Consider the following 26,322-nt stretch of genomic DNA (forward strand, 5'->3'; position numbering starts at 1 on the left):
CGTGGCGATGAATTGGCGCTGGTGCGGCGAGGCGAGAAGCTGGAAGTCTCGCCAGTTGGATCGGACCGATATCGCGGCCACATGTCGGTATTCGACGGTGAGGAGGGCAGGCAAAATGCCATTTTGCTTGCAAAACGGTTGCGGAATTGCGTAAAGCCACTCCCGGCAAATGGATCGGCTCAAGTGCTCGCCAGGCCTTTCGGGGCAAGAGCACTGTCAACGTGAAGTGAAGGTTTGAACATGCAGGTTATCGAAACGCTCGCTGAAGGGCTGAAGCGCGAACTCAAGGTCGTAATCCCGGCCGATGAAATGCAAACTCGGATGAACGAGCGTCTGGCCGAGGTGAAGGACCGCGTCCGCATCAACGGCTTCCGCCCCGGCAAGGTGCCGGTTGCCCATCTGAAGAAGGTCTACGGCAAGTCGATCATGGCCGAACTCGTCAACGAGATCGTTCGCGATAAGCCGACCGAAATTCTGACGGGCCGCGGCGAGAAGTCCGCCACGCAGCCTGAAGTCGCCATGACCGAGGATGAGGCCGAAGCCGACAAGATCCTCAAGGCCGAAGCCGATTTCGAATTCACGCTCGCCTACGAGATCATCCCGGCGATCGAGCTCAAGGATGCGACCGGCATCAAGGTGACCCGCGAAGTCGTCGAGATCGGCGAAGACGAAGTCAACGCGCAGATCCTGCGCATCGCCGAAAGCGCCCGGACCTATGAATCGAAGAAGGGCAAGGCTGCCGACGGCGATCGCGTCACCATCGACTATCTCGGCAAGGTCGACGGCGAAGCCTTCGACGGCGGCAAGGACGAGGACGCCGAACTGGTTCTCGGCTCCAACCGCTTCATTCCCGGCTTCGAAGAGCAGCTCGTCGGCGTCAAGGCCGGCGACGAGAAGACCATCACGGTCACCTTCCCGGCCGACTACCCGGCCGCCAACCTCGCCGGCAAGGAAGCGACCTTCGACATCACCGTCAAGGATGTCGCTGCCGCCGCTCCGATCGAGATCAACGACGAGCTCGCAACAAAGCTCGGCCTCGAATCGGCCGACAAGCTGAAGGAAATCGTCCGCGGTCAGATCGAAAGCCAGTACGGTTCGGTCACCCGCCAGAAGGTCAAGCGCCAGCTTCTCGACCAACTCGACGAGCTCTATCAGTTCGAAACGCCCGAGCGCCTCGTCAACGCCGAATTCGAGAACATCTGGCGCCAGATCAACACCGACCTCGAGCAGGCCGGCAAGACCTTCGCCGATGAGGATACGACGGAAGAAGAAGCCCGCACCGAGTACCGCAAGCTCGCTGAGCGTCGCGTTCGTCTCGGCCTCGTACTCTCCGAAATCGGCGAGAAGGCCGGCGTCCAGGTGAGCGATGACGAAATGCAGCGCTCGCTGTTCGAGCAGCTGCGTCAGTTCCCCGGCCAGGAAAAGCAGATCCTCGACTACTTCAAGAATACGCCGGGCGCGGCCGCTTCGCTGCGCGCCCCGCTCTTCGAGGAGAAGGTCGTCGACCACCTGCTTTCGGAAGTTGCGGTGACCGACAAGACGGTTTCCAAGGACGAGCTGATGGCCGAGGACGAAGCCGAAGACAAGCCGGCAAAGAAGACGCCGGCCAAGAAGAAGGCGGCTGCGAAGGCCGAAGCTGGCGAAGGCGAAGAAGCCGCAGCTCCGAAGAAGAAGGCTCCGGCCAAGAAGAAGGCCGCGGACGAGAGCGCCGAGTAATCGGCACTCTCCATACCTTCAAGGCCGCCTACGGGCGGCCTTTTCATATCAGCAAAAGGAAGGCCGCCGAATGGCGGCCCGGATCGCAAGGCGGCGGCCAGAACGCAAGCGCTGGTCTGACCCCATCTTCCGGTTCTTCATTTCTGTAACGTGTCCGCACTCTTCCCGGCGAGGCGATGACGCTGTAGGGTGGCCGAACGTGCGCCCGACCATCCCACCCGGAGGCTCCGTATGGCCGAGGTCTTGTTGTTCCACCACGCACAGGGGCTGACCCCGGGTGTGCGCGCGTTCGCCGACGACTTGCGGGCCACCGGTCACATTGTGCACACGCCGGACCTGTTCGACGGACGCACATTCCAGAGCATTGATGAGGGGCTCGCCTACATCGGTGAGATCGGATTCGACGACATGCGGGAGCGCGGCGTCCGCGTCGCCGACGAACTGCCTCCCGAGCTCGTCTATGCCGGGTTCTCGTTCGGTGTGCTGCCGGCGCAGAAGCTGGCACAGACACGGCCCGGAGCCCGCGGGGCCCTGCTCTTCTACTCGTGTCTGCCGATCAGCGGCGAGTGGGCCTTCGGACCCTGGCCAGACGGCATCGCGGTCCAGATTCACGGCATGGACAACGACCCGATCTTCGTCGGCGAGGGCGACATCGACGCCGCCCGCGAGATCGTGGAGAAGGTCGAGGACGCGGAGCTTTTCCTGTACCCCGGCGATCAGCACTACTTCGCCGATAGCTCGCTCCCGTCGTATGACGCGGATGCAACCGCACTACTCACCATCCGAGTGCTCGAGTTCCTAGATCGCGTTTGATCCATGCCGGCGTCTTGGCTCGAACTCAGTGCCGAAAGGTGGTCCCCCACCAGCGCTTGCGCCACAACTACACGGCTTTGAGCTCGCCCATCCGGTTCCAGGCGTCGAGCCCGGCAATCTTGTAGGCCTCTGCAAGCGTCGGATAGTTGAACGTGTTCTCGACGAAATATTCGACCGTCCCCTTCAGGTTCAGGACCGCCTGGCCGATATGGACGAGTTCGGTGGCGCCTTCGCCGATGATGTGCACACCAAGCAGGCGCCGGGTCTTCAGCGAGAAGATCATCTTCAGGAGCCCGGCATCGAGCCCCATGATGTGGCCGCGCGACGTTTCGCGGAACCGGGCGATGCCGCACTCATAGGGGATGCCGCGTTCCTTCACTTCCTCTTCGGAAAGCCCGCAGGTGGAGATTTCAGGTACCGCATAAATGCCGTAGGGGAAGTACTTCTGCGGCTCCTTGGCGATGGCTCCGACGGCGACGCGCGCTGCGACACGGCCCTGTTCCATCGAGGTCGAGGCGAGGCTCGGAAAGCCCACCACGTCGCCAGCGGCATAGATGTTCGGAACGGTCGTCTGGAATGTTTCCGGATTGACGCTCAGGCGCCCGCGGCTGTCCGCTTCAAGACCGGCAGCCGGGAGATTGAGCGCTTCGGTGGCTCCCATGCGGCCGGCGGCAAACAGCACCATATCCGTCGTGATCTTGCGGCCATTGTCGAGTGTAAGCATAACCTTACCATCATCGAGCCGCTCCACCTTCTCGGCTTTCTGGCCGAGATTGAGCTTCATGTTGCGGTCTCGCAGCTGATAGGTGAAGTCCTCGACGATCTCCTTGTCGATGAAGTCGAGCATGGTCGCCTTGGGATCGATCACCGTCACCTGTGTGTCGAGCGCGCTGAAGATGGTTGCATACTCGATGCCGACAACCCCGGCGCCGATGACCACCAGCGAGCGCGGCAGACCCCCGATTTCGAGGAGCTCGTCGCTGTCGAGAACGGTCTTCCCGTCGAACGGAATATAATCCGGCCGAAAGGGTTTCGTGCCGACGGCAAGCAGGACGCTGGTGCCGGAAACATGCACGCTCTCGCCATCGTCCTTGATGACTTCGAGCGTGGTCGGATCGACGAAGCTCGCCTTGCCGCGGATGTGCTGCACCCGGTTTCGCGCGAACTGGTGTTCCAACACCTCGACTTCATGGTTCAGCGTGATGATCAGGCGCTGGCGCAGATCCTCGGCGCTGATCTCCTGCTTCACCCGGTAGGAACGCCCGTAGAAGCCGCGCTCGCGCCAGCCGGAGAGGTTGAGCGCCGTCTCGCGCAGCGTCTTCGAGGGAATCGTACCGGTGTGGACGGATACGCCACCGACGCGTTTGCCCTGCTCGATGACGAGCACTTTCTTGCCGAGCTTGGCCGCCTGAATTGCGCCTCTGCGTCCGGCCGGACCGCTGCCGACGACAATAAGATCGAATTGGTTCATGAACGTTCCCTTGAGCCAAGCGAGACTCGTTTTGCGATGCGGCAAAAATTGCGCAGGGACATCTATATCGTCAATCGGACGGTTTGATGAAGTGGCAAGGCCGCAACGATCTGTCCTGGATGCGTCCGATGCCAAATATCGCTATGCTGCCCGCGTTCGGAAAGCGAGGAAGGAAAGGCATGGCGCTCGAGTGGATGAATGGTCCGGTGGAAGGCTCGCAGCAAGGCGTCGGCCATGCGGCCGAAGGGACGGCGAGCAATCGGCCCGGAGTCGTGGCTGCCGCCGTCTATCAGAATGGCCGTCGAGTTCGAGACATCGAGATCGAAGAGGCCGGAGAGTGGCGCAATCAAGAGAACGTTGTCGTTTGGATCGGCCTGCACGAGCCGGAACAGCAATTGCTGCGGCAGGTGCAGAAGCAATTCGACCTGCACGACCTGGCGATCGAGGATGCCGGCAAGGCGCATCAGCGTCCGAAGCTCGAAATCTACGGCGACGCGATCTTCGTCGTCGCCCGCACCGCCCATATGGTCGAGGAGGAGATCGCCTTCGGAGAAACGCACCTTTTCGTCGGGCGCGGCTACGTCGTTTCCGTTCGTCACGGCGCTTCGACGTCCTACATGGCGGTGAGGCAGCGTTGCGAATCGTCGCCGGCCGCGTTGGCTCATGGCGAGAATTACATCCTCTATTCGATTCTCGACTTCATCGTCGACAACTACATGCCGGTGGTGGAGGCGATCCACGCGGAGGTGGAGCAACTGGAAGATCGTCTGCTGCGCTCGAGGTTGGACAAGGCACATATTGAGCGGCTCTACCTGATGCGGCGCAATCTGCTCAAGCTGCGCAATGCCGTCGTTCCGCTGGTCGATGTCTGCCGCCGCCACGAGCATCTCGAACTGCCGGGCATGGACGCGGCCATGGAGCCGCTTTTCCGCGATGTCACCGATCACGTTCGCCGCGTCCAGGAGGACATCGACGCACTCCGCGAAGTGCTGGCCTTCACCTTCGAGGCAAGCCTGATGATCGGCCAGTCCGAGCAGACGGAAATCTCCCGCAAGCTTGCCTCCTGGGCGGCGATTCTGGCAGTCCCCACGGCGATCGCCGGAATCTACGGCATGAACTTCGACGACATGCCGGAGCTCAGGTTTCGCTATGGCTATTTCGTCGTATTGGCCGTGATCTTCGGGCTGTGCGGCACGCTCTACCGGTTCTTCCGGCGGGCGCGCTGGCTTTAGTCAGGGAGGGGTGCTGGTCTGCGCGAGCCTAGAACAGTCGCAGGCCCTTCATGCTGACGTGTCCGTCCTTGCCGATGATCACGTGGTCGTGGACGGTGATGCCGAGCGGTTTGGCCGCTTCGGCGATCAGCTTGGTCATCTCGATATCGGCACGCGACGGCGTCGGGTCGCCCGATGGATGATTATGCGCCAGGATCAAGGCTGTCGCGGAGAGTTCCAGGGCACGCTTCACCACTTCGCGCGGATAGACGGGCGTATGGTCGATCGTTCCCTGCTGCTGGACCTCGTCGGCAATCAGTGCGTTGCGCTTGTCGAGAAAGAGGATGCGGAACTGTTCCTTCGTTTCATGCGCCATTGCGGCGTGACAGTAGTCGATCACGGCGCTCCAGGATGACAGAACCTGCTTGTTGCGGAGTTCGCTTTTCAGCATCCGCTGCGCAGCGGTCGCGATCAGCTTCAGGTCGAGCGCGACCGACTCGCCGACGCCCTTGACCTCCTGCAACAGGTGTTGCGGCGCGCCGAAGACCCCGGCAAGCGTGCCGAAGCGCGCAAGGAGCTCCTTGGCGATCGGTTTCGTGTCGCGGCGGGGAATGAGGCGGAACAGGATGAGTTCGAGAATCTCGTAATCGGCGAGCGCCGCATCGCCCTGTTCCCGGTAGCGGGCCCTTAGCCGATCGCGGTGACCGTGATAGTGCGCCTCGCCGTTGCCGCCAAGCGTCGGCACCTTGTCGAGTTTCCGCGTCTTCTGCTGCACGAAGAACTGCCGCTCGTCGGCGGTCTCGTTCTCGTCCGGTTCGGGAAAAGGGGGAGGCTTCGTCACGCGTTGCCCAATGCGCTGACACCGGGCATGAAAAGGCCGGCCGGTGAAAGCGTGAACACTTCGCAGCCGTTCGCGGTGACGCCGACCGTGTGCTCGTACTGTGCCGAAAGCGACCGGTCGCGCGTTACGGCCGTCCAGCCGTCCGAGAGCACCTTCACATGCGGCCGGCCGAGATTGATCATCGGCTCGATGGTGAAGATCATGCCCTCCTTGAGTTCCGGCCCCTCAATGGCGTTGCCGTAGTGAAGGATGTTCGGAGCATCGTGGAACAGGCGGCCGACGCCGTGCCCGCAGAAGTCCCTGACGACCGAGCAGCGCTCCGATTCCGCATAGATCTGGATGGCCTCGCCGATCGCGCCGGTGCGGGCGCCGGGCCGAACCGCCGCGATACCGCGCATCAGGCATTCGTGCGTGACCTCGAGCAGCCGTTCGGCGGCGCGCTTGATCTCGCCGACCGGGTACATCCGGCTGGAATCGCCATGCCAGCCATCGACGACATAGGTGACGTCGATGTTGACGATATCGCCGTCGCGCAGGGGCTTGTCGTTCGGTATGCCGTGGCAGACGACGTGGTTGATCGAGGTGCAGGACGACTTGGTATATCCCCGATAGTTCAAGGTCGCGGGCAGCGCATCGTTGTCCATGCCGAATTCGAAGACGAAGCGATCGATCTCTTCCGTCGTCACGCCGGGGCGTACCCGTGAGACCAGCTCGTCGAGACAGCGTGCCGTCACCTGACAGGCCTTGCGCATGCCTTCGAATCCATCCGGTCCGTAGAGACGAATGACGCCGGTGTTCTTGTAGGGGGCAGCGCCGGCCTCGATGTAGGTTACCATTCCAAGACTTTCGATGTTTCAGGCGGTTTTCTTAAATCAGCAAGGACCGGTTCGTCCACTGTCATCGCTCCGGTCGGCACGATCTCGAAGGGTGATATCGCGCATCGGATCGCATAGGCTTCGACGCCGCGCTGAGCGGCTCGCTCGAATGCCCGAGCATAAACCGGATCGAGGTCGCGGCATATCCGCAAGACGCTGCAGTCGTCCCTTTGAACAAGATACAGCATGATCGCCCGGTGTCCTGCCTCGACCATGTCACCGAGTTCGTCGAGGTGTTTGGCGCCGCGCTCAGTCGGGCTGTCCGGAAACTCTGCCAAGGCCTCGGCGCGGCTGAAATGGACATTCTTCACCTCGACATAGGCGAGGCCTTTTGCCGGGTCGCTGAGCAGGATGTCGATTCTTGAATTGCGCCCGTATTTCTGTTCACGGCGTAGCGTTTCATAAGTATGAAGATCGCTGACCAGTCCGGCGGCGATCGCTTCTTCGGCGATCCGGTTTGGCAGCCCGGTATTGATCCCGACAAGCGTGCCGTTCGCCTCGACGATCTCCAGCATGTGGCGATATTTGCGCGTCGGCGAGTCATGTTCCGACAGCCAGATCGCCGATCCGGACGCCGTCAGGCCGCGCATCGAGCCGGTGTTGGGGCAAGAGCCGGTGATCCGCGTCCCGTCGGCAAGGTCTGCATCGAACAGGAAGCGCTTGTAACGCTGGAGAAGCGTTGCTGGAACGAGCGGACGGGAAAAAATCACGATGCGTCCCGTGTCTCAGGCGCGCACGCGCACGTAGGAGCCCGGCGCTTCCTCGATCGAGTTGAGCGGCCCTCCCGCCTTGCGGGCCGGAACACGCCGCTCGTCGAGCTGTTCGATCCAGTCATGCCAATGCGGCCACCAGGAGCCCGGTGTTTCCTTTGCCTTCTCCAGCCATGCCTCCAGGTCACCCTTCGGAGCTCCGCCCGTCCAGAACTGGTATTTGCTCTTGTCCGGCGGGTTGACGACGCCGGCGATGTGGCCGGAGCCGGAGAGAACGAAGGTGACCTTGCCGCCGAAGAGCCCGCTGCCAAGGAAGACGGACTTTGCGGGTGCGATGTGATCTTCCTTGGTGGCCAGGTTGTAGATGGGGATCGTCACGTCGCCGAGCGACATCTTGCGGCCGGCAAGCACCATCTCACCCTTCGCCAGCTTGTTCTCGAGATAGCAATTACGCAGATAGAAGGAGTGGTTGGCGGCGGGCATCCGTGTCGAATCGGAGTTCCAGTAGAGCAGGTCGAAGGGCAGGGGGTCCTGGCCTTTTAGGTAGTTGTTGACGAAATAGGGCCAGATCAGTTCGGAGGCACGAAGCATGTTGAACGCGGTCGCCATTTTCGAGCCCTCGAGATAGCCCGTCGTGCTCATCTTGGCTTCGATCTGCTCGATCTGGTCGTCGTCGACAAAGACCTTGAGGTCGCCTGCATAGGTGAAATCCACCTGGGTCGTGAAGAGCGTCGCCGAGCGGATCCGGTCGTCGCCCTCGGCGGCATGGAGCGCCAGCGTGGCTGCGAGCAAGGTGCCGCCGACGCAATAGCCGATCGCATTGACCTCGCGCTCGCCGGTTGCCTGTTCGATGGTGTCGACCGCAAAACCGACACCCTCGCGCGCATAGGCTTCCCAGCCCTTCTGGGCATGGCGCTCATCCGGATTGACCCAGGAGATGACGAACACCGTGTGGCCCTGGTCGACAGCCCATTTGATGAAGGATTTCTGCGGGTTGAGATCGAGCACGTAATACTTGTTGATCCACGGCGGGCAGATCAGCAGCGGTCGCTTCAGCACCGTTTCGGTGCTCGCCTCGTACTGGATGACCTGACAAATATCGGATTGCGCGATCACCTTGCCCGGGGTGATCGCAATGTTCTCGCCGATGGCAAATTTGCTGGTATCCGTTTGCCTGAGCCGGAGTTCGCCGCGCCCGGCGGCGATGTCCTCGGCAAGCATCTGCATGCCCTTGACGAGATTGGCGCCGCTCGTTGCCACGGTCTCCCGGTAGAGCTGCGGGTTGGTGGTGATGAAGTTGCTCGGGGAGAGCGCGCTGGAAATCTGGCGGACGTAGAAGGCGGCCTTGTGCCGGGTATGATCGTCGAGCCCCTCGGCCTCCTTGACCATCTGCTCCGCCCAGTCGGATGTGACGAAATAGGCTTGGCGGATGAAGTCGAAAAACGGGTTCTTCACCCAGTCCTCGTCCGCAAAGCGCTTGTCGCTGCGCTGGAGGCTCTCCGATTCGGCCGCGGTGTCGCCGGCCATCCGGTGCAACGTCCGCGACCAGATGTCGAAAAAGCTCCCCATCAGATGCGTCTGTGCTTCCAGCGTCCGGCGCGGATCGGAAAGCCAGTATTCGGAGACTTTGGAGAGGGTCTTGACCATGTCGGAGACAGGTTCGGCGAAGGTGTCTTTTTTCTCGCCGGTCTCCCGCGGCGCCAACCAAGCGGACGCCGCCTTTCCCATCTGTTCAGCCGCGCGGGCCAGGTTGATGGCCAGGTTCTGGGGGTCCTTGACGATGTAGGGCTCGACCGATTTGGGATCGAAGCCCGAGAAGCCGCCCTTGCCCGTGGTGTCCTCGGCCTTGTCTGATGTCACCCGGCGTCCTCCACAGCACGTTGTTTGTTTTGTATTTTTACATTCTGCCCGAAAATGATTACAAGGGCTAGCGCATCGTCGCCCCTTAAAAACAGAGGTCATCGCCAGCATGCTCGTCGTCGGAAACACGCGTTCGCTTTCCCGGATTTCCGGGTTGATTCTTGCAGGCATGCTTGCCGGATGCAATTCGACGGCCGATCTCGCCACCTACCCTTCGGTCTATGGGCAGAAGCCTGCCGCCATGCAGCAGATGACCGACGAAGAGGCGGTGAACATGCAGGGGCAGCTGACGGCGCTTGCCGCGCAGCGTCAATCCGGCGTCATCTCCGAAGCGGAGTATCAGCGCCGTCTGAAGGAATTGCAGTTGCTTGCCGAACAGCATGGGGCCGAAGCGCGGAAACGGATCGAGAATTAGCACTTGCCTTTCTCGTGATTTGGCCGCAAAGCGTTGAATGGCCGCAATGACGGCCATTCACCCCGCGCATGTTGAGCGATTGCCGATGAGGCCCGCGAAATCGCGCGCCAAATGAGGTCTGGAGATGGAAGAGTTTCATAAAGTCCGGCGTTTGCCGCCCTATGTTTTCGAACAGGTCAACCGTTTGAAAGCAAGCGCGCGAGCCGCCGGTGCTGACATCATCGACCTCGGCATGGGCAATCCGGACCTTCCGACTCCGCAGTCGATCGTCGACAAGCTTTGCGAAGTCGTCCAGGATCCGCGCACCCATCGTTATTCCTCCTCGAAGGGCATTCCGGGGCTGCGCCGCGCCCAGGCCGCCTATTATGCCCGCCGTTTCGGCGTCAAGCTCAATCCCGAAACGCAGGTCGTCGCCACGCTTGGTTCGAAGGAAGGCTTCGCCAACATGGCGCAGGCGATCACCGCTCCGGGCGATGTCGTTTTGTGTCCGAACCCCACCTATCCGATCCACGCCTTCGGCTTCCTGATGGCCGGCGGCGTCATCCGGTCGATCTCGGTGGAGCCCGACGAGAGCTTCTTCCCGCCGCTCGAGCGCGCCGTGAAGCACTCGATCCCGAAGCCCCTGGCGCTGATCCTCAACTATCCGTCCAATCCGACGGCCCAGGTCGCGACGCTCGATTTCTACAAGGACGTCATCGCCTTTGCGAAGAAGCACGACATCATCGTACTGTCGGATCTCGCCTATTCGGAGATCTATTTCGATGACGTGCCGCCGCCCTCGGTCCTGGAAGTGCCGGGCGCGATCGACATGACGGTCGAATTCACCTCGATGTCGAAGACTTTCTCGATGCCCGGCTGGCGCATGGGTTTCGCGGTCGGCAACGAGCGGCTGATCGCGGCGCTGACGCGGGTGAAGTCCTATCTCGATTACGGCGCCTTCACGCCGATCCAGGTGGCCGCCACCCAGGCGTTGAACGGCGACGGCAGCGACATCGCCGAGGTCCGTAACATCTACAAGCGCCGCCGCGACGTGATGGTCGACAGCTTCGGCAAGGCCGGCTTCGAAGTGCCGCCGCCGCCCGCGACGATGTTCGCCTGGGCGAAGATCCCCGAGAAGTTCCGTCATCTGGGCTCCCTGGAGTTCTCCAAGCTGCTCGTCGAGAAGGCGGACGTAGCGGTGGCGCCCGGCATCGGTTTCGGCGAGCAGGGCGACGACTATGTCCGCCTGGCCCTGGTCGAGAACGAGCACCGCATCCGCCAGGCGGCGCGCAACATCAAGCGCTTCCTGTCGACGGCGGACGAGACGATGCACAATGTCGTCTCGCTGAATGCACATCGGTAAGAGAGCCGACTTTCGCGCACAATGGCCCCGCCAGTCCGGCGGGGCGCCTTCTACATGTTAGGAACTTGCTATGGCAGATGCCCTCAAAATCGGCATTGCGGGCTTGGGGACGGTTGGTGCCTCGCTCGTGCGGATTCTCCAGGAACGTCATGAGATGCTGGCGACGACGTGCGGAAGGCCGATTGAGCTTGTTGCCGTGGCGGCAAGGGACCGCAGCAAGGACCGTGGCGTCGATCTGGCGAAGACCGCCTGGTTCAGGGTGCGGTAGCGCTCGCTTCGGAAGCGGATATCGATGTCTTCGTCGAGTTGATGGGCGGCGCCGGCGATCCGGCCTATTCTTCGGTCAAGGCAGCGCTCAAGCGCGGTATCCATGTGGTTACCGCCAATAAGGCCCTGCTCGCCAAGCACGGCATCGAACTCGCCGCCATCGCCGAGGAGCAGGGCGCCCTGCTCAACTACGAGGCGGCGGTCGCAGGCGGCATCCCGGTCATCAAGGCGCTCCGCGAGTCCCTGACGGGCAATACCGTCTCGCGCGTCTACGGGATCATGAACGGCACCTGCAACTATATCCTGACGAAGATGGAGAAGGAGGGGCTGACCTTCGAGGCCTGCCTGAAGGAAGCGCAGCGCCTTGGCTATGCCGAAGCGGACCCGGCCTTCGATATCGAGGGCAACGACACGGCGCACAAGCTTTCGATCCTGACGAGCCTCGCCTTCGGCACGGCGATCGCCGCCGACGACATCTACCTGGAAGGCATCACCAATATTTCGATCGAGGACATCCAGGCAGCTGCCGACCTTGGCTACCGCATCAAGCTGCTCGGCGTGGCGCAGCGCACCGAGAGCGGTATCGAGCAGCGCGTCCACCCGACGATGGTGCCCTATGATTCCGTCATCGCACAGGTCGACGGCGTGACGAACGCGGTCGCGGTCGAGTCCGACATTCTGGGCGAATTGCTGATGGTCGGCCCCGGGGCCGGCGGCAATGCGACGGCCTCGGCCGTGCTGGGCGATATCGCCGACATCGCCAAGAGCCGACCGGGCGCCCAGCACGTCCCGGCCTTCGGACGGCCCACCACGGCCCTGATGCCTTACAAGCAGGCCCGGATGCAGAGTCACGAGGGCGGATACTTCATTCGTCTGAAAGTGGTCGATCGTACGGGTGTGTTCGCAAATATCGCCGGCCATATGGCGGAAAACGACATCTCGCTCGAATCGATCATGCAGCATTCCAAGCACTACGCGGATCCTGCCGAGCCGAAGACGATCATCCTGGTCACGCATGCCACGCACGAAGTCTCGGCGCGCAAGGCGATCGTCTCGATCAAGGGCGAGGGTTATCTCGTTGGAGAGCCCCAGGTGATCCGCATCGAGCGACCCAAGGACTGGTGATCGCGCTTTTGCGTTAAATCTGTTGAGAAACCACTCCGGCATGCATGTTTGTGGGCCGGAGTGCCCAGCCTGCCGGTTTTTCCGCCTCTAAATCTTCGTTAAGAACGAAAGGACTTCGGGCGGACAGACAGCGTGGACGTATTGGCGGATCCGATAGAGAGGGCATTTCTAGGCGTCGAACGCTCGATCAGCGGTCAGCGCTGGGTGTCGCGCCTCGATCAGGCGGGGCAGAATCGCGCTTTGGCGATCAGCCAGGTGCACGGCTATTCGGAGCTCATCGCACGGGTACTGGCAGGCCGCGGCGTCGGCCTGGACGACGCGGCTCAGTTTCTCGATCCGACGCTGCGCGCGCTGATGCCCGATCCGGACGTCCTGACCGATTGCCGCAAGGCGGCGGAGCGGCTCGCCCACGCCATTCGGCGCGGCGAGAAAGTAGCGATCTTCGGCGACTACGACGTCGACGGCGCAGCATCCTCTGCACTGATGCTGCGCTTCCTCCGCCATTTCGACATCCGGGCCGAGATCTATATTCCGGATCGTATCTTCGAGGGCTACGGGCCGAATCCGCAGGCGATCGAACAACTGATCGACAACGGCGCCGGTCTGATCGTCGCCGTCGACTGCGGTTCGACGAGCCATGAGTCGCTCGCCGTCGCCGCCGAGCGCAAGGTCGACGTCGTCGTCATCGATCACCATCAGGTCGGCGCAACGCTTCCGCCCTGCCATGCTCTCGTGAATCCGAACCGCGAGGACGATTTGTCCGGGCAGGGGCATCTCTGCGCCGCCGGCGTCGTCTATCTGGTGCTCGTCAATACATTGCGGGTGCTGCGTCTTGCGGGCGAGCCGCGCGCCGCCTCATTCGACCTTCTGGCCCTGCTCGACCTCGTCGCGCTCGCAACGGTCTGCGACGTAGTTCCGCTGAAGGGGCTGAACCGAGCCTATGTGGTCAAGGGACTGATCGCGGCGCGACACATGGGCAATAACGGGCTGGCAGCTCTTCTGCGCAAGGCCGCGATCGGTGGCCCGGTGACGCCCTATCACCTCGGCTTTCTGATTGGTCCACGCATCAATGCGGGTGGCCGTATCGGCGATGCCGCGCTCGGCAGCCGGCTATTGACCCTTGACGACGCCACGGCAGCCGAGGTGATCGCCAGCCAACTCGACGAGCTCAATCGCGATCGGCAGGCGATGGAGGCGGCGATGCTTGCCGAGGCGGAGGCGGAAGTGCTGGCGGAATACGGCACGGGCGAGGGGGCGTCCGTGATCGTCACCGCCAGGGAAAGCTGGCACCCGGGCATCGTTGGCCTCCTCGCGGCGCGCATCAAGGAGAAGTTCCGCCGGCCGGCCTTTGCCATCGCCTTCGATCCGAACGGCCGGGGCACGGGCTCCGGTCGATCGATTACGGGCTTCGATATGGGCAGGCTCGTTCGCGCCGCCGTCGACGATGGCCTTCTCGTCAAAGGGGGCGGACATGCCATGGCCGCCGGCCTAACGGTCGAGCGGGCAAAACTCGGGCGATTGCGCCAATTCTTCGAGGAGCGCGCCGAGAGCTCTGTACGCGACCTGGTTGCCGTTGAGGCGCTCAAGCTCGACGGCGCGTTGGCAGCGGCCGGGGCAACGCTCGACCTCGTCGACCTTCTCGACCAGGCCGGCCCCTATGGCTCGGCCCATCCGCAACCGGTATTCGCCTTTCCCCAGCATCGGCTGCGCGACAGCCGGCAGGTCGGCGCCAATCATGTCAAGGTGACGCTCGAGGGTCACGACGGCAGCCGGGTTGACGGCATCGCCTTCCGGGCGACGGAAACGCCGCTCGGCGATTTCCTGCTTGGCAACCGCGGCGCGACGGTTCATGTCGCCGGTTCGGTTTCGGCGGATCTATGGCAGGGAACGCGCCGCGTGCAACTGCGTGTGACGGACGCTGCGAAAGCCAATTGACGACTGCAAGCCCGCGCGTCTTATCGAACCGCGACCGCATCTATCGGAAATGCAAGCCTCCCGGTGCACCGATCTGTGGCACGATCGTTGGGTCTGTGAAGTTGCGGTAACCGAGCAACGGAACGTCGCATTTCAGATCAAACTGACCAATGGGTGCCTTGCGGACACAATCATTCATCGTCCGGTACGGATGGCTCGCTATCTGATGAGTTCCAGGCCTAGGCTCGATACTGCCTGTTATGGTGGTGCACGAGACGAGCGATGCACTGGAAAAAATGCAAGCCATCATCAATGTCGAAGCGCGATACTTCATGGATGGCCCCTGTTTCTTTTCCCGGCCGGCTTGGGCCGGGAAAAGAGAAAGACCGGCGGATTTTCGCCGACCGCAATTCTTCCAGTCGATGACGGCCAAGGATAGGCCCGCGAGGGGCGAAATGCAAACGGCTCAAGACGCTCGGCGACCTTGGCGGAAGCATTGGTCGAGGCAATACAACTGTTTGACTTGATTGACCAATGGCACGCCCAACGGGACTCGAACCCGTGTTTCCGCCGTGAAAGGGCGGCGTCCTAGACCGCTAGACGATGGGCGCCTCTGCACGGCTTTAAAACCCGTGCGAGTCAAGTGTTGCAGCGACCTTTGTGCACCGGAACGGCGCACGGCGCTGCAAGACGAGGTGGCTTATAGAGGGGCCTTTGGATTCCCGCAAGTGACCGAGCGCGACCAAGGTCGATTTTTTCATGGAAAATGGCCGAGGAGGCGGAGACGGGAAAGTCGGCGATGAAGTTGGTACGCCCAACGGGACTCGAACCCGTGTTACCGCCGTGAGAGGGCGGCGTCCTGACCGCTAGACGATGGGCGCGCCTAAGCCGAAGCCTCAGCAACATACTATGAAAAAGACGAAATGCGAAAGAGGAGGAACGGCAAAGATCTTCCCCTCTAGCGAGAAGTGGACCAAGGCAGTATTATGGCCTGTCGCCCCGGCGGGACAAGGCTATGGCAATGCTCGGCCTCATTTCGTTCTGCCTTGTTTTCCTGCTTGGATCTTCCGCAGGAGGGCAGGCAGCAACTGCAGACAGGCTTGCCCCGCAAGGCATGCGCGAAATGCGCGCTTCGGAATGGCACGCATTGATTCGCAGCATAGCCGACACGGCGCGGCGAAATGACATGATTGCGATCGGGACCATGGCGACGCTCGACCTTCCGGGTGCGGGGCGTCTTCTCGGTGCTGCGCAAGGTCAACGCGAAGCCATGAAGCCTCCGTTCGGCCAGACGGCGGATTCGGTGGGTCGAGGGGAAGCGGCGGAAGCGTCGGTCAAAAAGACAGGTGCATTGACTGGGCGTGAAGGCGCCCGGAGCGCCGCACCGGAGGAAAAGCTCCTCGCGGCGAGCCAGGAGGTCGATGCGCCCAACGGCGTGCAACTGGCTGGCGGCAAGCTGGAGGAGATTCTCCGCCGTGCGTTGTTGGCGGCCAGAAGAGACCTTGAGGCTATGCGCCGTGTCGCCGAAAAGCAGCGCCAAAGAGCCGAAGCACTCGCACGTGATCTGACTATGGTGCTGGAGGTCGTCGAAGAATTGGAGGCCAAAGCCGCTGGAGCGATGCGGTCAAAGGCTGCGGCGCTCAGGGCGCGAGACGCCGCGGAAAAGACCCTGGCCGGTGAGAGACGAGCGCTTGAGGAGGCGCGGCATAGGCTTGGAGCCCTCGAGCGCGATCTCGCCGTGGCCCGCCAATCGTCCAAAGTCCCGGGGCCGGATGCCGACTTGGCGGCGGCGGAGAAAGCCGCCGAAGTGCGCGCTCGCCAAACAGCCGAGGCTGCGGCGAGGCGGGCTGGCGAAGAGCTCGCATTGGAACGCGAAAAGGTAAAGTCGCTTGCTCAAGAGCTCGACACGGTTCGCCGGGAGCGGGAAGCGGTGGTGAAGGACGGGGGCGATCCCGCCGTGGCCCCACCGGCCGCCATCCTCGAGCCGGATGCCGACTTGGCGGCGGCGGAGAACGCTGCTGCCGTGCGCGCTCGCCAAATAGCCGAGGCTGCGGCACGGCGCGCTGTAGAAGAGCTCGCATTGGAACGCGAGAAGGTAAAGTCACTCGCTCGGGAGCTCGACACGGTTCGCGGGGAGCGCGAAGCGGCGATGAAGGACGGGGGCGATCCCGCCGTGGCCCCACCGGCCGCCATCCTCGAGCCGGATGCCGACTTGGCGGCGGAGAACGCTGCTGCCGTGCGCGCTCGCCAAACAGCGGAGGCTGCGGCACGGCGCGCTGTAGAAGAGCTCGCATTGGAACGCGAGAAGGTAAAGTCACTCGCTCGGGAGCTCGACACGGTTCGCGGGGAGCGCGAAGCGGCGATGAAGGACGGGGGCGATCCCGCCGTGGCCCCACCGGCCGCCATCCTCGAGCCGGATGCCGACTTGGCGGCGGAGAACGCTGCTGCCGTGCGCGCTCGCCAAACAGCGGAGGCTGCGGCACGGCGCGCTGTAGAAGAGCTCGCATTGGAACGCGAGAAGGTAAAGTCACTCGCTCGGGAGCTCGACACGGTTCGCCGGGAGCGCGAAGCGGCGGTGAAGGAAGGGCGCGATCACGCCGTGGCCCCGTCGGCCGCTGCCCTCGAGCCGGATGCCGATTTGGCGGCGGCGGAGAAAGCCGCCGTCGTGCTGGATGGCCAAATAGCCGCGGCTGCGGCGCGGCGGGCCGGCGAAGAGCTCGCATTGGAACGCGAGAAGGTAAAGTTGCTCGCTCGCGAGCTCGACACGGTTCGCCGGGAGCGCGAAGCGGCGGTGGAGGAAGGGGGCGATCTCGCGGTGGCCCCATCGGCCGCTGTCCTCGAGCCGGATGCCGATTTGGCAGCGGCGGAGAAAGCCGCCGTTTTGCTGGCCGGCCAAATCGCCGAGGCTGCGTCAAAGCGGGCTGGCGAAGAGCTCGCTTTGGAACGCGAGAAGGTAAAGTCGCTCGCTCGCGATCTCGACACGGTTCGCCAGGAACGCGACGCGGCAAAGAAGCAACTGACCGGGATATTGGCAGCGCAGCAGCGTGCGTCGGAAGACGCCGGCGATCGGGCCGGTGGCCGCGGCCGTGCAGCACCGCGTAAAGAAGTTGAAATCCGCAAGACCCGCACTGAGCGCCGAGCGGCGCGTGTCGAGCGTGCACCGCAGCCGCTCCCCGAGGCGCTTCTCCCTAGGCGGCTCCTGCCTGGCCTTTGGTGAAAAAGGAAAGTCGAAGGGTTTCGATGCGCCGATGAGGATTGCGGCGATGCGCACATACACGGCTGCTACATTTCTGGTCGCAATTGCGATGGGAATCGCCCCGGTCCTTGACTTCAGCGGGAATGGTAGATTCGGCGCCGTCGCGGCGGGTGGCAAAGCTGGCTCGTCGGGGAACAGTGCGGCGGGCGGCGTGAGGGCCGGGGTCTCGGCCGGCGCGAAGGCGGGACCAAACAGTGGACCTGGCAGCAAAACCGGCGGCAAGAGTCATGGAAAATCGACCGGAAGCGGTGTTGGGGGCGGCAAGATTGGCAAATCCCCAGGAAGCAGTGCAGGAGGCGGAGCAAAGGCCGGCGCAATTGCGGGATCACGCAGTTGGGCCAACGGCAAACCCGTCCATAGGATGGGCGGCAAGCCGTTGGGTTCCGGTGGAGGGATCGCGACGCCGAAAGGCAAGGGAGCGCCTCCGAGCGGTGCACTACGTGGTCTGACCGTAGGCCCTGGATCTCCAAAGAGGAGCGGCGTTCCAAAGACTGTCCGTGCGGGAGCGGTTGCCGGCATTGCTCCCGCGACGGGCGTACAGTCATCCGTCCGTCTGCCTTCTGCGCTTTGGCCGCTAAAGGGGCTTGGCGAGCGCGGCGAATATCAGCAAGGTGCCTTGGGCTATGCCGTGACGGACCCGACGACGACGGGAGCGATTTCGGATGGCTCGGGCGCCGTGGTTCGCGTCTGCCTCCAGGCGATCACGTCGGCCGCATTGCCCCTTGGCGCCGTGCGCGTACGCGCGGCAAGCGCCGGTCCTCCCGTCCCGAAACGCGATGGCGGGCTCACCGCCCCAATCGCGGTGCGCATAGAATATGCAGGACGCGGCGCCATCGAAGTCCGTCAGGCCCGCGTGAGGTGCCATCTCGACGCGAACGGTATGGTCGTCGCCATGACTTAAGCTAAGCGGTGCCAGCGTCATCGCCGGCTTCGAAAGGGAACATCGACATCCACATCGTCCCGCAACGTGTACCTGCTCAGTGCGACGCGTCGAGACCTTGCCACGCAGTATCCTCCTTCCATCCATCAAAAGTCGCACTGCTATTTTGCGGCATAGACGAGCTAGAATGCGCGGGCATGCTCCAGGAAAAGGACTACAGGCCATGCACACGCTCAGAATGCTCAGCGCCGCCGTGCTTTTTCTCGCCGGTCCAGCCTTTGCGGCCGACTTGCTGCCGGAACCGGTGACGCCGGTCAGCCACGGCATTTCGCCGGCCGACCAGCCGACCGTCGACCGTTGCAACGAGGCGATCGCCCAGTGGGCCGCGCCATACAATCCGGCTGCCATCGAGACCAGCCTCGCCGAGCCAGTACGCGCGGGCGATGCCGGCGCGCAGACCGCCACGCTCGACGTCAAGATCGACTACCTGCGCCAGGGTGGCGTTGAGCCGCGTTCGGCAACCATCGCCTGCACGGTGGCGTCCGACGGCGAGGTCAGCGTCGCTGTCGTCAAGGAAGGGTAAGCCGGGAAACGCCGCAGCGACGTTCGTCTGCGGCTTCCCTGTAGTGTGGGGGTTGGAACTGCCTGCCTTGGACCGGCTCAGGCGGTCCTGGATCCTCTGTGCGGCGGCCAAAGCTGACGATCGACGCGGGTCCGGTTGGACGTGCTGCGCTGTAGAACGCCGCGCGTCTTTTGACGCAGGGGGCAGGCGGGGCGCAGCCTGTAAGTATTGGAAACATTTAGAGAATGGCACGCCCAACGGGACTCGAACCCGTGTTACCGCCGTGAAAGGGCGGCGTCCTAACCGCTAGACGATGGGCGCCCAGCACGGTCTTAAACCGTGCGAGTCAAAGTATTGCAGCGACCCTTGTGCGCGCTGCAAGACGAGGTGGCTTATAGAGAGGGCTTGGCGTTCCCGCAAGTCGTCTGAAGCAATATTTTTGATTTTTCTGCGGAAATTTAAGAGCATCGCCTTAGGCGCCTGTCACGCATAAGCATAGACGCGCCTTGGATCAAAAAGTCGAAGTATCCGCAGGTATTGGATAAAGAGAATGGCACGCCCAACGGGACTCGAACCCGTGTTACCGCCGTGAAAGGGCGGCGTCCTAACCGCTAGACGATGGGCGCCCAGCTTGCGGCGACCTTTGTGCGTCGGAACGACGCGAGGTGCTACAAGACGAGGTGGCTTATAGAGAGCACTTCGGATTCCCGCAAGCGGCAAAACGCACTTTTTCTCAGAAAATTGACATCGCCGCCGGCGACCTTTTCAGCCGTTGCGACGGCGGCAGCGCCAATTCCAATCGCGCTGCCGGCCGATGTCGATATGCACGGATTCGGTGTGGCAATAGGTGCCGACGCCGCCACGGCCAGGCAGGCTCCGGAGATAGTCGGCGAGATCCCACTTGCTGACGCCCTTGACCTGGATGTCGGCCGCGGCGCAGCGCGTGTGAAGGGACTGGCGTTTCCGGTTGACCTTGATCGGGCGAAGCCCTGACGTGACCATCACCTTCTGACCGTAATGCCGCTCGACGCTTTTCAGCATCTCCATGAGCGCCGGCTTGAAACAACCGGTTTCCACGCTCTCCGTCTGCAAGATGAGTCCGCTTGGCGCCAAGCGGGCGAGGCCCGAGAGATTCGCCACCTCGACAGGCGCGTCGTCCTCTTCACCCGCGTGGTCGGCGTGGTCCATGTTGAACAGCGGATTGAGTTTGACGCCCGGCAGCGCCGTGTAAGCGAGCGAGGCGACCTGCGGTTCAGGCGCATTGCCGGTCGTGATTGTCCGCTTCGCTGTGGTGACCGCGTCGCTTTCGTCGCTGCTCCGCAGCTTCGGCTTGCGTTTGGCGGCAAAGAGACTTGCGAGCGTCCAGCTCTTGCTCGTCTGCTGCGGATCCTTCTCGTCGCCCTCGGGGGAGGTAGGCTGAGCGGGATCTGCCACGGCCGGCACCACCTGCCCGGTGGACGCGACTTCGGCCGTCTGTAATGGCGCCGATAGCGCGCCGGCACGCGCCGCCTGTGCGCTCGTCGGCAAGGGGACTGCAGAGGGAAGGTCTGCCGCGCTGGCAGTGCTTTCAGTGCCGGGCTGTATGCTCGTCGGAGTTGCGTTGCTCGCGCCTTCCTGGTCCGGCAGGGCGGGCAGAGTGGCCGGCTGAGCGCGACCGAAAAGGCTGTTGTTCGTTGCGTTCACTCCGGACCGGGCATCGGCCGGTGTTCCGGACGGCTGGTCGGCGCTTGCAGGCACGCTGCCGGTCACGGTCGACTGCCCGTAGATGCTCGACGACGTGGCGTTAAGGCCGGTGCTCTGCATCGTCAGGCCCTGTTGCAAAGGGGCCGTGTCCGCTTCGGCAGCGGAATCCCCTGTTTGCTGCTGAGCGGTTGTGCCTACGCCGGATGCGGCGGCCCGGTCATTGGGACCTTCCGAGCCCGGCGTCGCGGCGCTCGATGAAGCGACGGCTTGCTGCGATTCGACCAGATTGGCAGCGTCGCCGTCCGCGACCGAAGAGACGCATCCGCTCAGGGCAAGGAGTGATATGGAGAACGCCGCGGCGCGCCCGACCGATAGGAGCGCGCATCTCGAGTCTAGCTGTTGCAACGTCTTATCCCCGCTCTCCGCGCATATCCTGGGCTCCCCCATCGACATGCATCAAGTCTCAGTTCCGAAACATTGCCCGGAACAGACAACTTTTCTCTCGCGGCGAGAAGTTTTCCCGCCACGGGAAGGTCAGGCCAAGTAAAGGGATACGGCGCCGCAAATGATTGCGAAGCGCGACCCCGTTTCAACTATGGCGCGGAAATTAGTGGATGCCGCGCAATTTGTAAACTGGAGCTAACCTGTTCAGCTTCACCATACGTATACGAAGGCCCGGCGCGCTGGCCGGGCCTGAGGTCTCTTGATCGTTCAGATCTTCGAGTCCGGTCCTGCGCGCCGTGCCGCACCGGCCTACAGCGCCGCGCGTTCAGACGCACAAGGCTCGCTGTACCACTTTGACGCGCTGCATGAATTTGTCCTTGGGTCGTCTCCGATCGAGGAAACCATGCAGTACCGGTCGCACGTCCGCACAATGGGCGCACCGGGTTGTGCGAGGCTTACCAGCTGCCGGTGTTGCCCATCGAGGCCCAGGGCTCCTGTGCCGACAGGTGCTCTCCCTTCTGCAGAATCTCGATCGAAATGCCGTCCGGCGAGCGGACGAAGGCCATGTGACCGTCGCGGGGTGGTCGGTTGATCGTCACGCCATTGTCCATCAGGTGCTTGCAAAAGGAGTAGATGTCATCGACCTCATAGGCGAGGTGACCAAAATTGCGTCCACCGGTATAGTCTTCGGTGTCCCAGTTGTAGGTGAGTTCCAGGCAAGGCGAAACCTCTGCTTTGGCACGCTCGAGGTCACCAGGTGCTGCGAGGAAGACGAGCGTGAAGCGGCCTTTCTCGTTCTCGTGTCGGCGAATTTCCTGGAGGCCGAACAGCGTGCAATAGAATTGGAGAGCCTGGTCGAGGTCCTTTACACGAACCATCGTGTGCAGATAGCGCATTGGATTGTCCCTGTTTTGCAGAAGATGGCGTATACTTAAGTGACAGCAAGCCAGAGGCAAGCCTGCGGCCCCATAAATGACCTCGGCCAATTTAATGTCGAGGGACTTGCGCATGCGCAGCGGGACGATGTTATTCTGGTCCATAAGAATCAGTTAACCGTATCGAATGTTGCGCGTAACGAGGGGCTGGGAGAATGGCGGACAGGACATCTTCAAAAGGCGTCATCGAGAATGACGGCCTGGGCAATGACGCCCTTGATCTCATCGAGATCACCGGTGTCATCAAGTGGTTCGACGTCGCCAAGGGGTTCGGCTTCATCGTTCCCGACAACGGCATGCAGGACGTTTTGCTGCACGTCACCTGCTTGAGGCGTGATGGCTACCAAACCGTGCTCGAAGGCGCGCGTGTCGTGGCGCTTATCCAAAAGCGCGAGCGCGGTTACCAGGCCTTCCGCATTCTCTCCATGGATCAGTCGACTGCGGTTCATCCTTCGCAACTCCCACCGGTACGCACGCATGTTCAGGTCACGCCGACGAGTGGCCTGGAACGAGTTCTGGTCAAGTGGTTCAACCGCACCAAGGGTTTCGGCTTCCTGACGCGCGGCGAGGGCACCGAGGACATCTTCGTGCACATGGAAACCTTGCGCCGTTTCGGCCTGACCGAATTGCGCCCCGGCCAGGTGGTGCTGTGCCGTTTCGGTGACGGAGAGAAGGGATTGATGGCTGCGGAGATCCATCCGGACGGCCCGACGCCGACCAACCGGTCGCACTGATGCACAGGCTTCGCGACGTCATTGCGAGAAGCGCCATTGCGGCGCTTTTTTTGTTATCGCTGTCCGTCGCATCGCTCGCTGCAGACATCTCCTTCGAAACAGACAAGATTCGGCTTCTCGCCCTCGGAGGGCAGGCTCATGACCTGACCGTCGAACTGGCGATCGAACCGGAGCAGCGCGAGCATGGCCTGATGTTTCGCCGACAGATGGCGCCGGATCACGGCATGCTGTTCGATTTCGGTGAGACGCGGCGGGTGATGATGTGGATGAGGAATACCTATCTGCCGCTCGACATGCTTTTCATCGCCGAGGACGGCACCATCCGGACCATTCATGAGAATGCCGTTCCCCTGTCCGATGCGATCATCGATTCGAAAGAGCCGGTGGCATTCGTGCTCGAGCTCAACGCCGGAACGGTGAAGCGGCTCGGCATAAGGCCGGCCGACCGGATCACGGGCGCACGCATTCCGGCCGGGGCGCGCTGAACCCGGCATCCCGTCGGCACGACCAAATTTGCTGTTGCAGGTGGCAGGCGAAGCGTGTATCTCCGCCTTCGTCGGCTCGGAGTGTAGCGCAGTCTGGTAGCGCATCTGGTTTGGGACCAGAGGGTCGGGAGTTCGAATCTCTCCACTCCGACCACTTAACTATCTGATTTTAAAATGCAATTTAGGTCTGCATGTTCGCGTCCCGACCGGCCGCCGCACCCGCTTGAAAAAGCTGCATTTTCCTGTCGGAAGTCATTCCGTTTTAAATCATTCTGCGCTAAGGGAAGACGAAGCATGGGGCAGAAACTGCCTCGCAGCGCATGGTCTTGCGGATTGGAAGCGATCCGGGCAAGCCATGCTCACAGTCCGAGAGACGGGAGCCGTTTGAAAGCAATGTCCGCGAAGATCTATCGTCCCGCGAAGACAGCCATGCAGTCCGGCAAGGCCAAGACGCATCTGTGGGTGCTGGAGTTCGATCAAGAGAAGCCGCGCACCATCGATCCGATCATGGGCTACACGAGCTCCGGTGACATGCGGCAGCAGTTGCGGCTGACCTTCGAAAGTGCCGAGCAGGCGATCGCCTATGCCGAACGCAACGGCATCGAATACCGCGTCATCGCGCCGAAGGACGCGACGCGCAAGAGTGTGTCCTACTCGGACAATTTCCGTTTCAACCGGATGCAGCCCTGGACCCATTGAGGTCCGCGGCAAAGCCGGACGACCGGCCCGACGGCCCCTTAGCTCAGCTGGATAGAGCACCTGCCTTCTAAGCAGGTTGTCGCAGGTTCGAGTCCTGCAGGGGTCGCCACCTATCTTCCTGATTTGACAGCAACATCGCTGAAAAACACCACGGCTTCCGCTTTTCGCGCGGAAGCCGTGGTGCGTTAAAATCCTATCTGAAGACGGCAAGTTTCCGAAAAAATCCCGAACTTGGGCAACCTCGCGGAACTGCAAGATGTTGGCATGTCCGGCCCACGCGTCGGCGACGAGCTTCCGGAGCAGGTGTGGCACTTTGACTGCCACCCACGCATCTGTGTGCAAGGAAAATCCCTGGCGGAGCAGCCGCTTGGGTCTTCCGTCCAGCGCACAAGGTCGAGAGCCATGGCAAGTCGCGCGTTGCGCTACCACGCACCTGGATAGGTGGCTAGGCAGTGTAAGAATCGGAAACACTTTGTGACTAAGTCACTCCGAATACTACGTTTTTCTGTCTTGTCAGGCTAATAGTCCTCACGGATATTAGCGACCAATGAGAGGTACGCGATCATGATCAGAATGATTTGTGACCCGGCCGAGCTGGCGGGCGAGGACATCACCGGCAAATACATTCTGCGGAAGCTGAACTATCACTGGTTCGCCTATGGCAAGGCCGCCATCGTCACCGCGTGCAAGGGGACCATTCTGCACGTCGACCGCGAAGAGACTGTTTATTCGGAAAACTGGGGCCGCCGTGTCTATACTGGCACCGGCAAACGTTATCCAGGCGGCATCTGCCCGATCTCGGCCGTCGGCTGCGTCTGTGACACGCCAGACGATGTCAACGCTGTCATCCAGTTGGATGTCGAAGCGCAGGAGGAATTCTATCAACTGATCGCCAAGGCTGAAGCCAGAGTTCATGCTCTAGCCTCCTCCTCGCCGAACAGCTTCTTTCTAGCTGCTGCCGAATAAGGCGTTGGCAAGCGCTACTGCGTCCCGTCTATTGCCCATTCTCAAAAGAGCATTGCGCCAGGACAGTTTCATCCACGTCGTCTCACGAGCCGCAGCGAGGATGGCCTGGCAGGTCTGCTGCTGATCTTCCCGCTGGCCTTTCTGTGCGAAGGCAGTGCTTCGAAGGACGAACATCAAACCCAGAAACCATTTCAGGGGTGTCATAGCTTTCCTCGCATCCTGATTGCTCCCTCGCCGAAGCTAATCCCGAGCGGTGGCCGGGAACGCTGAGGGAAGGGGCAAAAAAAGCTCCGACGGCCCCCGGAGCCTATAACTGGATGTGCCCCATCAGACTTTGGTTTTCCTTGGCGTGCTGGGGTCGCGTGCCGTCCCGAGATCACCGGAATCGAGATTGCCTCGGTTTCCATCACTTATTTTGCCAGGACACGATCGCTGCATGTTTCCTTAAATCGGCTACGATTTAAGGAAACATGCAGTAGGTCTTCTGGGGGCATCGAGTAACACCAAGTTGCAATCGCGTGAGGATGGCGGACAATCCGATGATGTCGCGTGGTCTCTCGTGCGGAAGCGGACTCATTGCGTGCGCATAATCTATTTAAGTTGACAATAGCACTCTTCTTTTGCACTTAGCCGTCCGGGTCGCATTGGCGGCAAAAGGCGCCGCATTGGCGATCACTGGTCCGGCTCCTCGCAGTTTTGGAGAGCGACATGAGGCACGAATATCCTTTCACGTTGTCGGGATTTGCTGAAACAGACGATGCGGTTCGCATGCCCAGCATCTGGTTGCTGCCTACTAGCGGCTCGCCACGTCGGCAGGGATGACGCTTCCAAGTCTTGTCCTTGAGGCAGCGCCCGCCGCCAACCTTTGTTCGAACCACCGAGGAATCCGCCCTTGTCCGCGTTGCTGAAACGTTTCGCCGCCTATTATCGCCCGCATCGAAGGTTGTTCGTGCTGGACTTCTGCAGTGCCGTCGTCTCCGGGCTTCTTGAACTGGCCTTTCCGGTGGCGGTGACCCTGTTCATCGACCGACTGCTTCCGACCGGGGAATGGGGTCTGATATCACTCGCGGTCCTAGTCACCTGGAACTGAAGTTCATTACATTGTACGCTTGGCCTCT

General features: G+C 62.0%; 20 protein-coding genes, 6 tRNA genes and 2 pseudogenes. 17 read left to right on the forward strand and 11 right to left on the reverse strand.

Annotated elements, in window-relative coordinates; genetic code table 11:
* Positions 1 to 240 precede the first annotated feature (240 nt).
* Positions 241 to 1,716, forward strand: a complete 1,476-nt coding sequence (gene tig, locus N181_RS29815; RefSeq protein WP_014328265.1) for a trigger factor — start codon at positions 241 to 243, stop codon at positions 1,714 to 1,716.
* Positions 1,717 to 1,947: 231 nt separating this feature from the next.
* Complete coding sequence (locus N181_RS29820; RefSeq protein WP_014328266.1) at positions 1,948 to 2,529, forward strand: dienelactone hydrolase family protein; 582 nt, start codon at positions 1,948 to 1,950, stop codon at positions 2,527 to 2,529.
* A gap of 67 nt (positions 2,530 to 2,596) precedes the next feature.
* Here the strand turns inward: N181_RS29820 and sthA are convergent, their stop codons facing one another.
* Positions 2,597 to 4,000, reverse strand: coding sequence for a Si-specific NAD(P)(+) transhydrogenase (gene sthA / locus N181_RS29825; RefSeq protein WP_037393365.1), 1,404 nt, complete (start codon positions 3,998 to 4,000; stop codon positions 2,597 to 2,599).
* Positions 4,001 to 4,179: 179 nt separating this feature from the next.
* On the opposite strand from sthA, the gene N181_RS29830 reads away from it, so the two are divergent.
* On the forward strand, positions 4,180 to 5,232 hold the full coding sequence (locus tag N181_RS29830) for a magnesium and cobalt transport protein CorA (protein WP_037393400.1): 1,053 nt from the start codon (positions 4,180 to 4,182) through the stop codon (positions 5,230 to 5,232).
* Positions 5,233 to 5,260: 28 nt separating this feature from the next.
* On the opposite strand, the gene radC is transcribed toward N181_RS29830, so the two are convergent.
* From radC to phaC, 4 genes are read right to left on the reverse strand one after another with little or no spacing between them, the layout of a single operon-like run.
* The gene (gene radC / locus N181_RS29835; protein WP_014328269.1) at positions 5,261 to 6,052 is read right to left on the reverse strand and encodes a RadC family protein; all 792 of its coding nucleotides are present in this window, start codon (positions 6,050 to 6,052) and stop codon (positions 5,261 to 5,263) included.
* The gene (map, locus tag N181_RS29840; protein ID WP_014328270.1) at positions 6,049 to 6,888 is read right to left on the reverse strand and encodes a type I methionyl aminopeptidase; all 840 of its coding nucleotides are present in this window, start codon (positions 6,886 to 6,888) and stop codon (positions 6,049 to 6,051) included. Before map ends, radC begins: the two co-directional genes overlap by 4 nt.
* On the reverse strand, positions 6,882 to 7,637 hold the full coding sequence (gene sfsA, locus N181_RS29845; RefSeq protein ID WP_014328271.1) for a DNA/RNA nuclease SfsA: 756 nt from the start codon (positions 7,635 to 7,637) through the stop codon (positions 6,882 to 6,884). The genes map and sfsA overlap by 7 nt, the downstream gene beginning before the upstream one ends.
* Before the next feature lie 15 nt (positions 7,638 to 7,652).
* The gene (gene phaC / locus N181_RS29850) at positions 7,653 to 9,497 is read right to left on the reverse strand and encodes a poly(3-hydroxyalkanoate) polymerase subunit PhaC (protein ID WP_037435269.1); all 1,845 of its coding nucleotides are present in this window, start codon (positions 9,495 to 9,497) and stop codon (positions 7,653 to 7,655) included.
* Between the two features lie 109 nt (positions 9,498 to 9,606).
* On the opposite strand from phaC, the gene N181_RS29855 reads away from it, so the two are divergent.
* From N181_RS29855 to recJ, 4 genes and pseudogenes are all read left to right on the forward strand, one after another.
* Positions 9,607 to 9,912 (forward strand): SHOCT domain-containing protein, encoded by a 306-nt coding sequence (locus N181_RS29855; protein WP_014328273.1) that lies wholly within the window; start codon positions 9,607 to 9,609, stop codon positions 9,910 to 9,912.
* A gap of 124 nt (positions 9,913 to 10,036) precedes the next feature.
* The gene (locus N181_RS29860; protein ID WP_014328274.1) at positions 10,037 to 11,254 is read left to right on the forward strand and encodes an LL-diaminopimelate aminotransferase; all 1,218 of its coding nucleotides are present in this window, start codon (positions 10,037 to 10,039) and stop codon (positions 11,252 to 11,254) included.
* A 70-nt stretch (positions 11,255 to 11,324) separates the two neighbouring features.
* A pseudogene (locus N181_RS29865) lies at positions 11,325 to 12,646 on the forward strand (homoserine dehydrogenase).
* Positions 12,647 to 12,778: 132 nt separating this feature from the next.
* Positions 12,779 to 14,581, forward strand: a complete 1,803-nt coding sequence (recJ, locus tag N181_RS29870; RefSeq protein WP_037393359.1) for a single-stranded-DNA-specific exonuclease RecJ — start codon at positions 12,779 to 12,781, stop codon at positions 14,579 to 14,581.
* A 514-nt stretch (positions 14,582 to 15,095) separates the two neighbouring features.
* Here the strand turns inward: recJ and N181_RS29875 are convergent.
* Positions 15,096 to 15,171, reverse strand: a tRNA-Glu gene (locus N181_RS29875).
* Positions 15,172 to 15,366: 195 nt separating this feature from the next.
* Positions 15,367 to 15,441: transfer RNA gene (locus tag N181_RS29880), tRNA-Glu, on the reverse strand.
* A gap of 305 nt (positions 15,442 to 15,746) precedes the next feature.
* Here N181_RS29880 and N181_RS29885 point away from each other — a divergent pair.
* The 3 genes from N181_RS29885 (at position 15,747) to N181_RS29895 (ending at position 19,279) form a co-directional block, all read left to right on the forward strand.
* Positions 15,747 to 17,777, forward strand: coding sequence for a coiled-coil domain-containing protein (locus N181_RS29885; RefSeq protein WP_245290991.1), 2,031 nt, complete (start codon positions 15,747 to 15,749; stop codon positions 17,775 to 17,777).
* A 655-nt stretch (positions 17,778 to 18,432) separates the two neighbouring features.
* The gene (locus N181_RS35115) at positions 18,433 to 18,717 is read left to right on the forward strand and encodes a hypothetical protein (protein ID WP_234885857.1); all 285 of its coding nucleotides are present in this window, start codon (positions 18,433 to 18,435) and stop codon (positions 18,715 to 18,717) included.
* A gap of 202 nt (positions 18,718 to 18,919) precedes the next feature.
* On the forward strand, positions 18,920 to 19,279 hold the full coding sequence (locus N181_RS29895; RefSeq protein WP_014328279.1) for a hypothetical protein: 360 nt from the start codon (positions 18,920 to 18,922) through the stop codon (positions 19,277 to 19,279).
* 225 nt (positions 19,280 to 19,504) lie between these two features.
* Here N181_RS29895 and N181_RS29900 read toward each other — a convergent pair.
* The 4 genes from N181_RS29900 to gloA form a co-directional block, all read right to left on the reverse strand.
* Positions 19,505 to 19,579, reverse strand: a tRNA-Glu gene (locus N181_RS29900).
* A 230-nt stretch (positions 19,580 to 19,809) separates the two neighbouring features.
* Positions 19,810 to 19,884: transfer RNA gene (locus N181_RS29905), tRNA-Glu, on the reverse strand.
* Positions 19,885 to 20,023: 139 nt separating this feature from the next.
* Positions 20,024 to 21,346 (reverse strand): YcbK family protein, encoded by a 1,323-nt coding sequence (locus tag N181_RS29910; protein ID WP_014328280.1) that lies wholly within the window; start codon positions 21,344 to 21,346, stop codon positions 20,024 to 20,026.
* A 494-nt stretch (positions 21,347 to 21,840) separates the two neighbouring features.
* Positions 21,841 to 22,281: a lactoylglutathione lyase gene (gene gloA, locus N181_RS29915; protein ID WP_014328281.1), complete on the reverse strand. Its 441-nt coding sequence runs from the start codon at positions 22,279 to 22,281 to the stop codon at positions 21,841 to 21,843.
* A gap of 194 nt (positions 22,282 to 22,475) precedes the next feature.
* On the opposite strand from gloA, the gene N181_RS29920 reads away from it, so the two are divergent.
* From N181_RS29920 to N181_RS29955, 7 genes and pseudogenes are all read left to right on the forward strand, one after another.
* Entirely contained in the window at positions 22,476 to 23,054 is a 579-nt protein-coding gene (locus N181_RS29920; protein WP_014328282.1) for a cold-shock protein, read from the forward strand.
* On the forward strand, positions 23,054 to 23,539 hold the full coding sequence (locus tag N181_RS29925) for a DUF192 domain-containing protein (protein ID WP_037393355.1): 486 nt from the start codon (positions 23,054 to 23,056) through the stop codon (positions 23,537 to 23,539). The genes N181_RS29920 and N181_RS29925 overlap by 1 nt, the downstream gene beginning before the upstream one ends.
* Positions 23,540 to 23,616: 77 nt before the next feature.
* Positions 23,617 to 23,693 (forward strand) — tRNA-Pro (locus tag N181_RS29930).
* 239 nt (positions 23,694 to 23,932) lie between these two features.
* Positions 23,933 to 24,238 carry an ETC complex I subunit gene (locus tag N181_RS29935; protein ID WP_037393354.1) on the forward strand — a complete coding sequence of 102 codons (306 nt, stop codon included), beginning with the start codon at positions 23,933 to 23,935 and terminating at the stop codon, positions 24,236 to 24,238.
* Between the two features lie 32 nt (positions 24,239 to 24,270).
* Positions 24,271 to 24,347, forward strand: a tRNA-Arg gene (locus N181_RS29940).
* A 455-nt stretch (positions 24,348 to 24,802) separates the two neighbouring features.
* Entirely contained in the window at positions 24,803 to 25,204 is a 402-nt protein-coding gene (locus N181_RS29945; RefSeq protein ID WP_037400060.1) for a hypothetical protein, read from the forward strand.
* Positions 25,205 to 26,096: 892 nt separating this feature from the next.
* Positions 26,097 to 26,279: pseudogene (locus N181_RS29955) on the forward strand (multidrug ABC transporter ATP-binding protein); the annotation flags it as partial.
* Positions 26,280 to 26,322: the final 43 nt, after the last annotated feature.

Source organism: Sinorhizobium fredii USDA 205 (assembly GCF_001461695.1).
Taxonomy (GTDB): domain Bacteria; phylum Pseudomonadota; class Alphaproteobacteria; order Rhizobiales; family Rhizobiaceae; genus Sinorhizobium; species Sinorhizobium fredii.

Bases quoted from the DNA above. Each gene is read 5' to 3' on its own strand.
- tig (WP_014328265.1), top strand. From the start codon at position 241: ATGCAGGTTATCGAAACGCTCGCTGAAGGGCTGAAGCGCGAACTCAAG.
- N181_RS29820 (WP_014328266.1), top strand. From the start codon at position 1,948: ATGGCCGAGGTCTTGTTGTTCCACCACGCACAGGGGCTGACCCCGGGT.
- sthA (WP_037393365.1), bottom strand. From the start codon at position 4,000: ATGAACCAATTCGATCTTATTGTCGTCGGCAGCGGTCCGGCCGGACGC.
- N181_RS29830 (WP_037393400.1), top strand. From the start codon at position 4,180: ATGGCGCTCGAGTGGATGAATGGTCCGGTGGAAGGCTCGCAGCAAGGC.
- map (WP_014328270.1), bottom strand. From the start codon at position 6,888: ATGGTAACCTACATCGAGGCCGGCGCTGCCCCCTACAAGAACACCGGC.
- N181_RS29855 (WP_014328273.1), top strand. From the start codon at position 9,607: ATGCTCGTCGTCGGAAACACGCGTTCGCTTTCCCGGATTTCCGGGTTG.
- N181_RS29860 (WP_014328274.1), top strand. From the start codon at position 10,037: ATGGAAGAGTTTCATAAAGTCCGGCGTTTGCCGCCCTATGTTTTCGAA.
- N181_RS29885 (WP_245290991.1), top strand. From the start codon at position 15,747: ATGATTGCGATCGGGACCATGGCGACGCTCGACCTTCCGGGTGCGGGG.
- N181_RS29895 (WP_014328279.1), top strand. From the start codon at position 18,920: ATGCACACGCTCAGAATGCTCAGCGCCGCCGTGCTTTTTCTCGCCGGT.
- gloA (WP_014328281.1), bottom strand. From the start codon at position 22,281: ATGCGCTATCTGCACACGATGGTTCGTGTAAAGGACCTCGACCAGGCT.
- N181_RS29920 (WP_014328282.1), top strand. From the start codon at position 22,476: ATGGCGGACAGGACATCTTCAAAAGGCGTCATCGAGAATGACGGCCTG.
- N181_RS29925 (WP_037393355.1), top strand. From the start codon at position 23,054: ATGCACAGGCTTCGCGACGTCATTGCGAGAAGCGCCATTGCGGCGCTT.
- N181_RS29935 (WP_037393354.1), top strand. From the start codon at position 23,933: ATGTCCGCGAAGATCTATCGTCCCGCGAAGACAGCCATGCAGTCCGGC.
- N181_RS29945 (WP_037400060.1), top strand. From the start codon at position 24,803: ATGATCAGAATGATTTGTGACCCGGCCGAGCTGGCGGGCGAGGACATC.